Here is a 13,357-nt window from a genome sequence, read left to right as displayed (position 1 = left end):
GCGATGAGTTCCGGCCGCCGTCCCGGTCACACGGGCATGACCACCACGACCGAGCCGGACCTCGCCGCGCGGCTGGAGCGCCACCGCCGCGAGATCCACGTCCATTGCTACCGTATGACCGGGTCCTACGAGGACGCGCAGGACCTCACCCAGGAGGCGTTCCTGCGCGCCTGGCGGCGCCTCGAGGCACCGGACGGCACGCCCGTCGACGCGCTGCGCCCGTGGCTCTACCGCATCGCCACGAACGTCTGCCTCGACGCGCTCGCCAGGCGGCCGCGCACGCCGGGCCCCGAGGGCACCGCCGAGATCACCTGGCTGCAGCCCTACCCCGACGAGCTGCTCGAGCGCGCCGCGGCGGACGCGGCCGACGAGCCCGAGGCGGTCGTCTTCGCGAAGGAGACCGTCGAGCTCGCCTACCTCGTCGCCGTGCAGCACCTGCCGCCGCGCTCGCGCGCCGTGCTGATCCTGCGCGACGTGCTCGGCTGGTCGGCGAAGGACACCGCCGCGCTGCTCGAGATCACGGTCGCGGCGGCGAACAGCGCCCTGCAGCGTGCGCGCAGCATGCTGCAGGAGCGGCTCCCGGAGCGGCGCGAGCAGTGGTCCGCAGAGGCCGACGACGCCGAGCGCGAGCTCGTCGCGCGGTACGTCCGCGTCAGCGAGGAGCACGACACCGAGGGGCTCGTGGCGCTCATCCGCGAGGACGGCGCCTGGTCGATGCCGCCCGAGCCGCTGCTGGTCCGCGGCAACCGTCAGATGATGGAGTGCTGGGAGCAGGGCGGCTGGGGCTCCGCGGAGTTCGGCGACGTCCGCTGCCGCGTCACCCGGGCCAACGGCTGCCCCGCCGTGGCCGTCTACGTGCGCCGCCCCGGCGACGACACGCACCGGGCCCTGGCGATCGACGTGCTGCGCATCGAGGACGGGCTCGTCGCCGAGATCGTCACGTTCGTGCCCGCCGTCTTCCCCTGGTTCGGGCTGCCCGAGACGCTCTGATGGCCCGCGACCGGTTCGCGGTGCGCGAGCTGTCGCTGCCCCCGGGGCGACCGCTGCCCTACGACCCGGCCGACTGGGAGGACGGGCTCGTGGTCGTCGTCCGCGGCGTGCTCGTGGCCGAGGGACGCGACGGGGAGCGGTGGCGGTTCGGGCGCGGCGCGGTGCTGTGGCTCGGCGGGCTGCCGTTCGTCGCGCTGCACGCCGGGGTGTGCCGCGACCCGCTGCTGCGGCTGCGGGTCATCACCCCTCGAGCTGCTCGGAGAGCTCCATCCAGGAGGCCTCCAGCTCCTCCTTCTCCGCCGTCAGGGTGGTGAGCTCCTCCTGCAGGCCGCGGAGGCGGTCGAAGTCCGTCGCCGCCTGCGCCATGTCCTCGTGCAGCTGCGCCTCACGGGTCTCGAGCTTCTCGATCGCGCGCTCGAGCCGGGCGACCTCCTTGCGCGCCGTGCGCGCCTCGCCGCCGGAGAGGCCGGGCTTCTGCGCGGGAGCGCCGGCCCGGGCGGCGGAGGCCACGTCCTTCGCGCCCGCCGCCGCGAGGCGGCGCTGCTCGACGTACTGGTCGATGCCGCCCGGCAGGTGACGGACGCGGCCGTTGGTGCCGAGCGCGTAGACGTCGTCGGTGACCCGCTCGACGAAGTAGCGGTCGTGGCTGACCACGACGAGCGTGCCGGGCCAGCGGTCCAGCAGGTCCTCGAGCGCCGTGAGCGTGTCGATGTCCAGGTCGTTCGTCGGCTCGTCCAGCAGCAGCACGTTGGGCTCGTCCATCAGCAGGCGCATGAGCTGCAGGCGGCGACGCTCGCCACCGCTGAGGTCGCGCACGAGCGTGCGGCCCTTCTCGCCCTTGAAGCCGAACCGCTCGGCGAGCTTCCCAGCGGTGAGCTCCTGGCCGTCGGCGGTCGTCGTGCGGCCCCGGACCTCCTCGAGCGCCTCGATCACGCGGAGATGACCGGGCAGCTCGACGGCGTCCTGGGAGAGGTGCGCGAGCTTGACGGTCGCGCCCCGGATCACCTGGCCGTCGGTCGGCTCCAGGGCGCCGCTGAGAAGGTTGACGAGCGTCGTCTTGCCCGAGCCGTTGACGCCGACGAGCGCGACGCGGTCGCCCGGCCCGAGCCGCCAGGTCGCGCCGCGCAGCAGGGACGCGGTCGCCGTAGGCGAGCGAGACGTCCTCCGCCTCCAGGACCTTGTCGCCCAGCCGCTGCGAGGCGAACCGCAGCAGCTCGACGCCGTCACGGGCCGGGGGCTCGTCGGCGATCAGGGCGTTCGCGGCCTCGATGCGGAACTTCGGCTTGCTCGTCCGCGCGGGCGGGCCGCGGCGCAGCCAGGCGAGCTCCTTGCGCATGAGCTGCTGGCGACGGTCCTCGCGGGCGGCGGCCTGCCGGTCGCGCTCGGCCCGGGCCAGCACGTACGCGGCGTAGCCGCCCTCGTACTGGTGGACGGCCCCGTCGGAGACCTCCCAGGTGGCGGTGCAGACCGCGTCGAGGAACCAGCGGTCGTGGGTGATCACCACGAGCGTGCCGCGGCGGGAGGCGAGGTGCCGGGCCAGCCAGTCGACGCCCTCGACGTCGAGGTGGTTCGTCGGCTCGTCGAGCAGCAGCAGGTCGGGGCTGTCGAGCAGCAGCTTCGCGAGGCCGATGCGCCGGCGCTCGCCGCCGCTGAGCGGGCCGATGACCGTGTCGAGGCCCTGCGGGAACCGGGTGATCGCGACGCCGCCGAGCAGGCCGTCGAGCACGTCGCGGAAGCGGGCGTCGCCCATCCACTCGTGGTCGGCGCGGCCGCCGACGAGCTCCTCGCGGATCGTCTTGGTGCCGTCGAGCTCGTCGGCCTGGGCGATCACGCTCGTGCTGACCCCGCCGGTGCGGGTGAGCTGGCCGGCGTCCGGCTCCTCGATCCCGGCGAGCAGCTTCAGCAGCGTCGACTTGCCGTCGCCGTTGCGCCCGACGATCCCGATCCGCTCGCCCTCGGCGACGCCGAGCGTGACGCCGTCGAGCACGGTCCGCGAGCCGTAGCCCTTGCGGACGTCCTTGAGGTTGACGAGGTTGCGGGCGGGCGGCGGCATGCCCGCTGCATCTTGCCGGTCCGGCGCCACCGGCCGCCCGCCGGCGCCGGTGGACACCAGCTCGCGGGCGCCGCGAGCTGTGGTCCACCGGGCTACGGCGAGGGCAGCGGGCGCGCCCGTGCCGCCGCCGCACGGACGGTGGCGAGGTTGATCTCCACGCCGTCGTGCACGTCGGGCGGGTAGCCGCCGGCGAGCGTGACGACGACCGGGACCCCGGCGGCCAGCGCCGCGTCGAGGACGAGCTCGTCGCGCGCGAGCAGCCCGGCCTTGGTGAGCGACAGGCGCCCGAGGCCGTCGCCCTCCCACGGGTCGGCGCCGGCGAGGTAGAGGACGATCTCGGGGCGCGACTCGCGCACCGCGATCGCCAGCGCCCGCTCCAGCGAGCTGAGGTAGAGGTCGTCGCCGGTCCCGGTCGGCAGCTCGACGTCGAGGTCGCTGGGGATCCGCGTGAACGGGTAGTTGCGCTCGCACTGGAGGCTGAGCGTGTACGCCTCCGGGTCGGGGGTGAGCAGCTCGGCGGTGCCGTCGCCCTGGTGCACGTCGCAGTCGACGACGAGGACGCGCCGCAGGCGCCCCTCGCGACGCAGCTCGGTCGTCGTCACCGCGAGGTCGTTGAACAGGCAGTAGCCCCGCGCGCTCGCGCGGCCCGCGTGGTGCGTGCCGCCGCCGAGCATGACGCCGATCGTCTGGCCGTCCAGCGCGTCGCGGGCCGCGCGCAGCGTGCCGCGCGTCCCGCGCCGGGCGCGCTCGACGAGCTCCGGCGACCACGGCAGCCCGAGCACGCGCGACTCGCGGCGGTCCAGCGCGCCGGTGCGCATCCGCTCAAGGAACGCCCGGTCGTGCACGCGCAGCAGCGCCTCCCAGGAGATCTCCGCGGGGGTGTCCGCGCGCGTCGCGAGGCCGTGCGCCAGCACCGCGTCGCGCAGCAGCGCGTACTTCGCCAGCGGGTAGCGGTGACGCTCCGGGAGCGGGAACGGGTGATCGGCGTGGGTCCACACCCGCAGCACCCACCCATCATGGCAAGCACCGGACCCCGGCCCTGTGCGAGCATGCGCGCCCTGATGAACACGATCGTTCAGGCTCTTCCGCGCCGGCGTCCCGCCCGCCGGGCCGCGCTCGTCGCGCTGCTCGCCCTCGCCGCGGCGCCCGCCGCCGCGTCCGCCGAGCCCGGCCCGGTGATGACCGAGCCGCTGCCGCAGCGCCTGGCCGCGATCAGCTGCCTGGGGGACCCGGCGACCTCGGTCGCGACGCCCGTCCTGCTCGTGCACGGCACCGGCGTGACCGCGCAGGAGAACTGGCCGAGCAACCACCAGCCCGTGCTGCTGCGCCGCGGCCACGCCGTCTGCACGGTCACGATGCCCGGCTTCGGCTACGTCGACGTGCAGCGCAGCGCCGAGTACGTCGCGACCGCGATCCGCGAGGTGCACCGCCGCGCCGGCGGGCGCCGCCTGTCGATCATCGGGCAGAGCCAGGGCGCGTTCCAGCCCGTGTTCGCACTGCGGATCTGGCCGGACCTCGCCGCGATGGTCGACGATCTCGTCGGCCTGGTCGGCGCCTACGACCGCGGCTCGACCGCCATCACCGCCGAGTGCGCGCGTCCCGAGGGCTGCGTCCCGGCGTTCCACCAGATCGCCACGGGCTCGGAGCTCCTCACCGCGCTCGCGCGCCGCGCGCTGCCACCCGGCCCCTCCTACACCGCGATCGGCACGCTCGCCGACGCGACCGTCACGCCGCAGCCGGCCGCCAACGAGCAGCCCGGCATGACCTCGGTGCAGATCCAGGACCTGTGCCCGGGACGGCGCATGCCCACCGGCCAGGACCACATCCTCATGGCGGGTGACGCGGCCGCGTTCGCGCTGACCACCGACGCGCTCGGGCACCCGGGACCGGCGGTCGTCGCGCGCGCGGACCGCAGCGCCTGCGGGAAGCTGTTCTTCGACGGCGTCGACCTCGCCGCGTTCGCGCTCGTCGCGCCGGCGATCCTCACCCGCAGCGGCACGCCGACCCGGGAGATCCCGCCGCTGCGCTGCTTCCTGCGCCCCGACTGCGCGGACCTCGACGGCCGCGGCCGCGTCCTCACCGGGGCCACCGCCCGCCGCACGCGGGACCGCGTGACCGTGACGCTCGCCGCGCAGGCACCCGGCGAGATCCGGGTGCTGGCCGGGACGCGCCGCGTCGTCCGCCGGGTCGCGCCCGGGACGCGGCGGCTGACGCTGACGGTCGGCCGGGCGGTGACCCGTCTACGGATCGACGCCCGGCCGGACGGCTACGTGCCGTGGGTGCGCGAGCGCACCCTGCGGCTCACCAGTGGACGCCCTTCATGACCGTCGCCATCGCGACCTGCTCGATGCTCGCCTTCTCGCTCTCGTCCTTCTCGCCGCGCGCGGCCGCCGAGTCGGGGAAGACCTTGTAGGCCATGTGGAGGATCTGGTCGGAGACCTTCGGGGCGAGCGCGTAGAGGACCTCGCCCGCCGTCCCGAGCTTCGTGTTGATCTGCTTGGGCCGGGAGCGCGCCGCCTCGCAGATCATGTCCGCCGCCTCCGACGGGCTGATCGTCGGGAACGAGTCGTACATCTTCGTCGGGGCGATCATCGGCGTCCGCACGAGCGGCATGTGGATCGTCGTGAAGTGCACGTTGTCGCCGATGACCTCGGAGGACACCACGCGCGTCCACCCGTCCAGCGCGCTCTTCGACGCGATGTACGCGCTGAAGCGCGGGGGAGAGGTCTGCACGCCGATCGAGCTGACGTTGATGACCTGGCCGAAGCGGTTCTTCTGCATCGACGGCAGCAGGCACATGACGAGCTTGATCGCGCCGAAGTAGTTCAGCTGCATCGTCCGCTCGAAGTCGTGGAAGCGGTCGTGCGAGAGGTTGATCGAGCGGCGGATCGACCGGCCCGCGTTGTTGACGAGGATGTCGACGCGGCCGTGGTCGGCCAGCGCGCGCTGCGCGAGGTCCTCGATCGAGTCGAGGCTCGTCAGGTCCGCGCTGTAGACGTGGGCGGTGCCGCCGGCCCGCACGAGGTCGTCGCGCAGCGCCTCGAGCTTGTCGAGCGACCGCGCGACGAGCAGCGGGATCGCGCCCGCGGCCGCGAACTTGCGCGCGGCCTCCTCGCCGATCCCCGACGAGGCGCCGGTGATCATCACGATCTTCCCCCGGACCGCGGCCTCGAAGGAGCGGTCCTTGAACAGCTCGGGGTCGAGGTGGCGCTCGTAGTACTGCCACAGCACGTCCGCGTAGTCCTCCAGCGGCGGCACGGCGATCCCGGAGCCCTTCAGCGCCCGCTCGGTGTCGCGCGTGTCGAACTGGCAGCTGAAGCCGACGTGCTCGACGACCTCCGGCGGGATCCCGACGTCCTTGAGGATGCCGTCGCGGATGCCCTTGAGGGCCGGGAGCTTCAGCAGCATCGAGATCGTGCCCTTGGGCAGCGCGTCGGTGAGCTTCTTGTCGACGCGGATCGCGAACTGCGGGGCGTGCGCAGTGCGCGCGAAGATGTTCAGCACCTCGCCGGAGCGGATCGACTTCGGCGCCGTCAGGTGGAACGCCTGGCCGTCGAGGCCCTTCTGGTGGGCGATGTGGTCCATCGCCTTCGCGACGAAGTCGACCGGCACGATGTTCGTGTGCCCGAGCTCCGGGCCGACCAGGGGCAGCCACGGCGGCATCGCGTCGCGGAGCTTCTGGATCAGCTTGAAGAAGTAGTACGGGCCGTCGATCTTGTCCATCTCGCCGGTCTGCGAGTGGCCGACGACGACGGCGGGCCGGTAGACCCGGAACGGGATCTCCGTCTCGGTCCGGGCGATCTTCTCGCTCTCGAACTTCGTGCGGTGGTAGGCGGACGGGAGCTTCTGCCCTTCGTCGAACATGTCCTCGCGGAACAGGCCGCGGTGCGCGCCGGCCGCGGCGACGCTGGAGGTGTGGTGGAAGATCCCGGCGCCGACCGCGTTGGCGAACTCCACGGCGTGCCGCGTGCCGCCCGTGTTCAGCAGCTCGTTCGTCGCGTCGTCGGCGGTCATGTCGTAGATGGCGGCGAGGTGGAAGACGTGCCCGACCTTCCCCTGGTGCTCGGCGATCCACTTCTTCGACACGCCCAGGCGCGGCTTCGCCAGATCGCCCACGACCGGCTTGACGCGCTTGGCCGCCTGCGGACCCCAGCCCTCCATCAGCGCGGCGAGCTTCTTCTTCGACCCGCTGCGCACGAGGACGTGGACGTCCCCCTTGCGGTTGGCCAGCAGCTCGGCCACCAGGTGCCGACCGATGAACCCGGTCGCGCCCGTCACGACGTACGACATACAGCCTCTCTCTCCCGCGGAACCGACGAACTCGGGCGACCCTATCCGGAACGCCGGTGGTCCCGCCGGGGCCTCGACGCGACGCGCCCCGCAAGCCGGAGGGAGGGGCTTCAGGCGGGGCGCGGAGACTGCAGCGGCGGCCGGGTCGACGAGCCGCACGACAAAGCCTCGCGGAGGATCCGCGAGGCCATGTGAAGAACCTGCTGGGGGACGGGCACGCCGGGCGCGCCCGGGGGCCGGTCTACCAGCCGCCCTTCCAGATCTCGTCGTTGGCGCGGCTCTTGGCCGCCGCCTTCTTCTCGTCCTTGCGCTTCTCCAGCTTCCACTGGATGAGCGACATCGTGAGGATGAACAGCGGGAAGAACGCGATCAGGATGAACCCGAAGTTCGTGACGACCCGGTCGTTGGTCTCGCCGTAGAGCCCCTCGCCGGACGCCTGCGCGAAGGCGGACGGGGCGAGCAGCGCGAAGGTGACGCAGGTGGTGAGGGCGATGCGGGCGAACGCGGTCATGGCCCGGCAATCGTATAGAACGAGGGGGTCATGTCGTCGCTCGCCAGAGAACGCCTCGGCGCCGGGATCGAGATCCTGCGCCTGGACCGCCCCGAGGTCCGCAACGCGCTCGACCGCGCGACGCTGCGGGAGCTGCTCGCGGCGCTCGCCGAGCTGGAGGCCGATCCGGCCCTCCGGGTCGTCGTCGTGTCGACCACCGCGACCCGCGCGCTGTGCGCCGGCGCGGACGTCGGCGAGCAGCTCACGCCCGCGGAGGGCGTCGAGCGGATGGAGCTCTTCGCCGAGGTCTACGCGCGGTTCGAGGCGCTCCCGGTCCCGACCGTCGCGGTGTGCGTCGGCAACGTCGTCGGGGCGGGCGCCGAGCTCGCCGCCGGCTGCGACCTGCGCGTCGGTGGCGACAACCTGAAGCTCGCGTGGGCGGGCGCGCGCCTCGGCGTCCCCGTCGGTCCGGCGCGGCTCGCGCCGCTCGTCGGCCTGTCGGTCGCGAAGGACCTCGTCTTCACCGGGCGCGTCGTCGGCATGGAGGAGGCGGCCCGCCTGCACCTGCTGCACCGCACCGCGCCCGAGGCGCAGGCCGAGGCCGCGGCGATCGAGCTCGCCGAGCAGCTCGTCGCCAACGACGCGGACGGCCTGCGCACGCTGAAGGCGATGTTCCGCGAGTACGAGGCGCTGCCGCTGCCCGAGCGCGTCGCGCGCGAGAACACGCGCCTGGTCGCGTTCCAGCGCGACGGCGGCGGCCTGCCGCAGGCCCCGCGCGGCTGAGGACGCCCCCGCCCGTAGGCTGGGGGGCATGTCCGATCTCGCCGCCCTCGCCGACACCCTCCGCGCCGCGCACCGCCCCGGCGACCCGCTGGTCGTCGTCAACGTCTGGGACGGGTGGAGCGCCCGGACCGTCGCCGCGACGCCCGGCTGCGAGGCGCTCGCGACCGCGTCGCACTCGATCGCGGAGGCGCGCGGCTACGCCGACGGGGAGCAGATCCCGGTCGAGGAGATGCTCGCCGCGGTGTCGGTGATCGCGTCCGCGACCGACCTGCCCGTCACCGCCGACCTCGAGTCCGGCTACGGGGACACCGGCTCGACCGTCGCCGCCGCGATCGCCGTGGGCGTCGTCGGCGCGAACCTCGAGGACAAGGCGGAGGGGATCGACGAGCACGTCGCCCGCGTGATGGCCGCCCGGGCCGCGGGCGACGCCGCCGGGGTCGGGTTCGTGATCAACGCGCGGACGGACGAGTACCTCAAGGGCGACGGGGTCCGGGCCCGCGCGATGGACGCGGGGGTCGCGTACCTCGAGGCGGGCGCGGACTGCGTCTTCGTGCCCGGCGTCCGCGACGCGCAGACGATCGGGATGCTCGCGCAGGCGTTCGAGGGGCGGCTGTCGGTCGTCGCGGGCCCGGCGTCCCCGTCGCTGGCCGAGCTCGCGTCGCTGGGGGTCGCGCGCGTGTCGTTCGGCCCGGGGACCATGGGGCTCGCCGCGCAGGCGCTGAGCGACGCGGCCACCACGCTGCACGCGCGCGGCGCCTACCCGCAGGCCCTGGCGTTCCGCCCGCCGGCGCCCTGAGCGACCTCCCTGAACGGTCGCGTTCGTGAGAGGGTGCGCGCATGCGCGCCGTCGTCTGCCAGAACGCCGAGCTCACCGTCGAGGAGCTGCCCGATCCCGTCCCGCAGCGCGGGCAGGTCCGCCTGGAGGTCCTGCGCTGCGGCATCTGCGGCTCGGACCTGCACGCGCGTCACGGGATCGACGACTGGGCCGACATGACCGCGGCGTGCGGCTACGACCGCTTCGGCCGCTCCGACGAGCAGGTCGTGTTCGGCCACGAGTTCTGCGGCGCGGTCGCCGAGTACGGCCCGAAGACCAAGGCCGACGTCCCCGCGGGAACGCCGGTCGTGGCGTTCCCGCTGCTGCGCGCGGGCGGGGCCGGCGGCGGCGTCGACACCCTGGGCCTCTCCCAGCACGCCCCCGGCGCCTACGCGGAGCAGGTGCTCGTCGAGCGGTCCCTGATGCTCCCGGTCCCCAACGGGCTGGACGTCGAGGTCGCCGCGCTGACCGAGCCGATGGCCGTCGCCTACCACGCGGTCCGCCGCGGCGAGGTCGGCAAGGGGCAGGTCGCGATCGTGATCGGCTGCGGTCCCGTCGGCCTCGGGGTCATCCTCATGCTCAAGGCGCGCGGGGTGCACACCGTCGTCGCCAGCGACTACTCGCCGGGCCGGCGCGCGCTCGCCAGCCGCTGCGGGGCGGACGTCGTCGTCGACCCGCGCGAGACGGACCCGTTCGCCGCCGCCCCGTCCAAGGACCACCTCACCACGATCCCCGAGGCGCTCGAGCTCGCCGTCGGCGCGACCGAGAAGCTCTCGAAGCTGCCGTTCGGCCCCTGGCCCGGCTTCCGCCTCGCCGAGAGGCTCGGCATCGAGCCCAAGCACCCGGTGATCTTCGAGTGCGTCGGCGTCCCCGGCGTCATCGACCAGCTCGTCTCCAGCGCTCCGATGTACTCGCGCGTCGTGGTCGTCGGCGTCTGCGTCGGCACGGACCAGATCACCCCGGCGATGGCGATCAACAAGGAGGTCGACCTGCGGTTCGTCATCGGCTACACGCCGCTGGAGTTCCGCGACACCCTCCACCTGCTCGCCGACGGGAAGGTCGACCCCCGGCCGCTGCTGTCCGCGACGGTCGGCCTCGAGGGCGTCGACGCCGCGTTCACGGCGCTCGCCGACCCGGAGGCGTTCGCGAAGATCCTCGTCGACCCGCGCAGCGACGCCGCCGAGCCCGTCGCGCCCTGAGCGGACTCACCACATCCGGGTCGCCAGCGACTCCACGATCTGGGCCTCGGCGTCGTCGAGGTCCACGTCGTTGCCGTTGCGCGCCGCATGGTCGCGCAGCACCACCGAGAACGGCGCCAGCGCGTCCGGCGCCGGCCAGCCGTCCGGGTCCCACACGCCGCTGCGCAGCAGCGCCTTCGCGCAGTGGAAGAACACCTCCTCGGCGACGACGCCGAGCGCCAGCCGCGGGGAGCCCGGGATCCCCTCCAGCGCCTCCGGGTCCCGCGTCACGCACGCCGACCCGTTGACCCGCAGCACGTCGCGGCGGCCGGGGACCACGAACAGCAGGCCCGCGAGACCGGTCTGCACGACGTTGCGCAGCGTGTCGATCCGGCCGTTGCCGGGAGCGTCCGGCAGCGCGATCCGGTGGTCGTCCAGCACCCGCACCCAGCCCGCCGGGCCGCCCCGAGGCGACACGTCGCAGCGCCCGTCCGCGTCGGCGCTCGCGACGAGCACCAGCGGCGAGGCGGCGATCCACGCGCGTGCGTGCTCGTCGAGCTCGCGCAGCTCCTTGGACCGCGACAGCCGCGTCGCCGGCGGCGGGGGCACGAGCTCGCGCAGCGCCTCCTCCGACGTGATCAGCTCCTGGAAGGCGGGCATCGCCCGACCCTAGCGCCGCCTACCATGGGGGTCGTATGGCCGTGATGATCGCCTCCGACCTCGCGAAGGACATGTCGGGCACCCCGCTGCTGCGCGGCGTGTCGTTCAAGCTCGAGCGCAAGGACCGCCTCACGATCGCCGGGCGCAACGGCGCCGGCAAGACGACGCTGCTGCGGATGCTCGCCGGCGACACGTCGATCGACGGCGGCGAGCTCGTCCTGGAGAAGAACTGCAAGGTCGTGCTGCACGACCAGCGCCCGCCGCGCGACCAGGACGTCACGCTGCGCGACTACGTGCTCAGCGCCTGCACCGAGCCGCTGGAGCTCGAGGCGGAGCTCGCCGCGCTCGAGGCGCGCATGGGGGAAGGCGACGAGAGCGTCTTCAGCCGCTACGCCGACGCCCAGGCGCGCTTCGAGGCCGCCGGCGGCTACGGCTGGCGCGACGCCACCAACGGCGTCATCCACGGCCTCGGGTTCGTCGAGGACGACCTCGACCGGCCGCTGCACACGTTCTCCGGCGGGCAGATCACCCGCGCGTCGCTGGCCCGCGCGCTCGCCGCGTCCCCCGACCTGCTGCTGCTCGACGAGCCCACCAACCACCTCGACATCGAGTCGCTGGAGTGGCTCGAGCAGAAGCTCGTCGCGCTCGACGCCGCCGTCATCATGGTCGCGCACGACCGCTGGTTCCTCGAGGCCGTCGGCACCTGCGTGCTCGAGGTCGAGGCCGGCCGCACCCGCTTCTTCAAGGGCACCTGGCACCAGTGGCGCAAGGAGCAGGCCGCGCGCGAGCTCGCGCTCGGCCGCGCGATCGCCAAGCAGCAGAAGGAGATCGCGCGCATGGAGGCGTTCGTCGAGCGGTTCCGCGCGAAGGCGACGAAGGCCAAGCAGGCCCAGTCCCGGGTCAAGGCGCTCGACAAGATCGAGAAGATCGAACGCGACCCGCGCGACACCCGCGAGATGGGCTTCCAGTTCAAGAAGGCCGAGCGCACCGGTCGCGTCATCTTCGAGCTCGACGGCGCGCACCTCGAGGTCGGCGAGCCGCCGAAGGTGCTGCTGCACGACGCCGAGCTGTGGCTCGAGCGCGGCGAGCACGTCTCGCTCGTCGGCTCCAACGGCACCGGCAAGTCGACGCTCGTCAGCGCCCTCACCGGGCAGCGCGTGTTCGACGCCGGCAAGCTGCGCACCGGCCACAACGTCAAGGTCGGCTACCTCTCCCAGCACGGCGACGAGCTCGAGAAGGACGGGGCCCGCACCGTCGCGGAGGCGGCGGTCAAGCGCACCGGGCTGTCCCCGAACGAGGCGCGATCGCTGCTGGGGAAGTTCCTGTTCAGCGGTGAGGAGCAGGAGAAGCCGCTCGACGGCCTCAGCGGCGGCGAGCGGCAGCGGCTGTCGCTGGCGATCCTCGTCGCCTCCGGCGCGAACGTGCTGATCCTCGACGAGCCGACCAACCACCTCGACATCGAGAGCCGCGAGGCGCTCGAGGACGCGCTGACCGCGTTCGACGGGGCGCTCATCCTCGTCAGCCACGACCGCGCGCTGCTCGAGGCCGTCGGCACCCGCACGATCGCTGTCGAGCGCTACGGCCTGCGCTCCTACGTCGGCGGCTGGCAGGAGTACTTCACCGAGCGGCAGGCGCGGCTCGCCGCCGGCATCGACGACGGCGACCTGCCGCGACCGCCCGCGATGGGCCGCGCGTCCGCGCGGTTCGCCGCCGACGAGCGGCGGCCCGACGGGATGGCCGCGCGCCGCTCCGACGACGCCCCGACGTCCGCGGCCGCGCCGCGCGGCGCTGGCGGTGCCCCGGCCGCCGCCCGCGCCACCGCCGGCGCCCCGACCGGCTCGTCCAACGGCAGCGACGGGGCGGCCGCCACGAAGAAGGCGCCGTCCAAGAACCGGCTGCGGATGCAGCAGAAGCTCGAGCGGGCGATCGAGGACGCGGAGGCCGCGCTGGTCAGCACGGAGGAGGAGCTCGCCGCGCCCGAGGCGTGGGCGACGCCCTACGAGAGCGCCAAGTCGACCGCGAAGCACACCGCGGCCAAGCGGGCCGTCGAGGCCGCGTACGCGGCACTCGAGGAGTTCGAGGCCCAGGCGACCGCCTGA

11 protein-coding genes and 1 pseudogene are annotated in these 13,357 nt (G+C 73.9%); 7 read left to right on the top strand and 5 right to left on the bottom strand.

The features are described 5' to 3' along the window. Nucleotides 1–36 precede the first annotated feature (36 nt). Both GKE82_RS07030 and GKE82_RS07025 read left to right on the top strand, forming a co-directional pair. Nucleotides 37–990 carry an RNA polymerase subunit sigma-70 gene (locus GKE82_RS07030; RefSeq protein ID WP_154732811.1) on the top strand — a complete coding sequence of 318 codons (954 nt, stop codon included), beginning with the start codon at nt 37–39 and terminating at the stop codon, nt 988–990. Then, nucleotides 990–1,304, top strand: a complete 315-nt coding sequence (locus GKE82_RS07025; protein ID WP_146175374.1) for a hypothetical protein — start codon at nt 990–992, stop codon at nt 1,302–1,304. The genes GKE82_RS07030 and GKE82_RS07025 overlap by 1 nt, the downstream gene beginning before the upstream one ends. Here GKE82_RS07025 and GKE82_RS31255 read toward each other — a convergent pair. Together GKE82_RS31255 and GKE82_RS07015 are read right to left on the bottom strand one after the other, a co-directional pair. Continuing rightward, nucleotides 1,231–3,043, bottom strand: a pseudogene (locus GKE82_RS31255) (ABC-F family ATP-binding cassette domain-containing protein). The gene GKE82_RS07025 and the pseudogene GKE82_RS31255 sit on opposite strands and share 74 nt — an antisense overlap. Nucleotides 3,044–3,135: 92 nt before the next feature. Beyond that, entirely contained in the window at nt 3,136–4,050 is a 915-nt protein-coding gene (locus GKE82_RS07015) for a histone deacetylase (protein WP_309233477.1), read from the bottom strand. 54 nt (nt 4,051–4,104) lie between these two features. On the opposite strand from GKE82_RS07015, the gene GKE82_RS07010 reads away from it, so the two are divergent. Further along, nucleotides 4,105–5,367, top strand: coding sequence for a hypothetical protein (locus GKE82_RS07010; protein WP_154732810.1), 1,263 nt, complete (start codon nt 4,105–4,107; stop codon nt 5,365–5,367). Here the strand turns inward: GKE82_RS07010 and GKE82_RS07005 are convergent. Together GKE82_RS07005 and GKE82_RS07000 are read right to left on the bottom strand one after the other, a co-directional pair. Beyond that, the gene (locus GKE82_RS07005; RefSeq protein WP_154732809.1) at nt 5,345–7,333 is read right to left on the bottom strand and encodes an SDR family oxidoreductase; all 1,989 of its coding nucleotides are present in this window, start codon (nt 7,331–7,333) and stop codon (nt 5,345–5,347) included. The two genes, GKE82_RS07010 and GKE82_RS07005, sit on opposite strands and share 23 nt — an antisense overlap. A 241-nt stretch (nt 7,334–7,574) precedes the next feature. Continuing rightward, the gene (locus GKE82_RS07000) at nt 7,575–7,844 is read right to left on the bottom strand and encodes a hypothetical protein (protein ID WP_154732808.1); all 270 of its coding nucleotides are present in this window, start codon (nt 7,842–7,844) and stop codon (nt 7,575–7,577) included. A gap of 30 nt (nt 7,845–7,874) precedes the next feature. Between GKE82_RS07000 and GKE82_RS06995 the strand changes: the two genes are divergently transcribed. From GKE82_RS06995 to GKE82_RS06985, 3 genes are read left to right on the top strand one after another with little or no spacing between them, the layout of a single operon-like run. After that, nucleotides 7,875–8,606 carry an enoyl-CoA hydratase/isomerase family protein gene (locus GKE82_RS06995; RefSeq protein ID WP_154732807.1) on the top strand — a complete coding sequence of 244 codons (732 nt, stop codon included), beginning with the start codon at nt 7,875–7,877 and terminating at the stop codon, nt 8,604–8,606. A gap of 28 nt (nt 8,607–8,634) precedes the next feature. Then, on the top strand, nt 8,635–9,402 hold the full coding sequence (locus tag GKE82_RS06990; protein WP_107569400.1) for an isocitrate lyase/phosphoenolpyruvate mutase family protein: 768 nt from the start codon (nt 8,635–8,637) through the stop codon (nt 9,400–9,402). Nucleotides 9,403–9,443: 41 nt separating this feature from the next. Continuing rightward, a complete protein-coding gene (locus GKE82_RS06985) occupies nt 9,444–10,619 on the top strand; it encodes a zinc-binding dehydrogenase (RefSeq protein ID WP_154732806.1) in 1,176 nt (391 codons plus the stop codon). Between the two features lie 6 nt (nt 10,620–10,625). Here GKE82_RS06985 and GKE82_RS06980 read toward each other — a convergent pair whose 3' ends face one another. Next, nucleotides 10,626–11,258: an MSMEG_1061 family FMN-dependent PPOX-type flavoprotein gene (locus GKE82_RS06980; RefSeq protein ID WP_154732805.1), complete on the bottom strand. Its 633-nt coding sequence runs from the start codon at nt 11,256–11,258 to the stop codon at nt 10,626–10,628. A 35-nt stretch (nt 11,259–11,293) separates the two neighbouring features. On the opposite strand from GKE82_RS06980, the gene GKE82_RS06975 reads away from it, so the two are divergent. Beyond that, on the top strand, nt 11,294–13,357 hold the full coding sequence (locus GKE82_RS06975) for an ABC-F family ATP-binding cassette domain-containing protein (RefSeq protein ID WP_154732804.1): 2,064 nt from the start codon (nt 11,294–11,296) through the stop codon (nt 13,355–13,357).

The sequence above is a fragment of the Conexibacter sp. W3-3-2 genome, from assembly GCF_009707605.1.
GTDB lineage: Bacteria > Actinomycetota > Thermoleophilia > Solirubrobacterales > Solirubrobacteraceae > Paraconexibacter > Paraconexibacter algicola.
Note: the sequence above shows the minus strand (reverse complement) of the source record. Positions and strands in the feature narration are given on the sequence as shown.

Coding starts and splice junctions, on each gene's coding strand:
- GKE82_RS07030 (WP_154732811.1), top strand. CDS start 37: ATGACCACCACGACCGAGCCGGACCTCGCCGCGCGGCTGGAGCGCCAC.
- GKE82_RS07025 (WP_146175374.1), top strand. CDS start 990: ATGGCCCGCGACCGGTTCGCGGTGCGCGAGCTGTCGCTGCCCCCGGGG.
- GKE82_RS07010 (WP_154732810.1), top strand. CDS start 4,105: ATGAACACGATCGTTCAGGCTCTTCCGCGCCGGCGTCCCGCCCGCCGG.
- GKE82_RS07005 (WP_154732809.1), bottom strand. CDS start 7,333: ATGTCGTACGTCGTGACGGGCGCGACCGGGTTCATCGGTCGGCACCTG.
- GKE82_RS07000 (WP_154732808.1), bottom strand. CDS start 7,844: ATGACCGCGTTCGCCCGCATCGCCCTCACCACCTGCGTCACCTTCGCG.
- GKE82_RS06995 (WP_154732807.1), top strand. CDS start 7,875: ATGTCGTCGCTCGCCAGAGAACGCCTCGGCGCCGGGATCGAGATCCTG.
- GKE82_RS06990 (WP_107569400.1), top strand. CDS start 8,635: ATGTCCGATCTCGCCGCCCTCGCCGACACCCTCCGCGCCGCGCACCGC.
- GKE82_RS06985 (WP_154732806.1), top strand. CDS start 9,444: ATGCGCGCCGTCGTCTGCCAGAACGCCGAGCTCACCGTCGAGGAGCTG.
- GKE82_RS06980 (WP_154732805.1), bottom strand. CDS start 11,258: ATGCCCGCCTTCCAGGAGCTGATCACGTCGGAGGAGGCGCTGCGCGAG.
- GKE82_RS06975 (WP_154732804.1), top strand. CDS start 11,294: ATGGCCGTGATGATCGCCTCCGACCTCGCGAAGGACATGTCGGGCACC.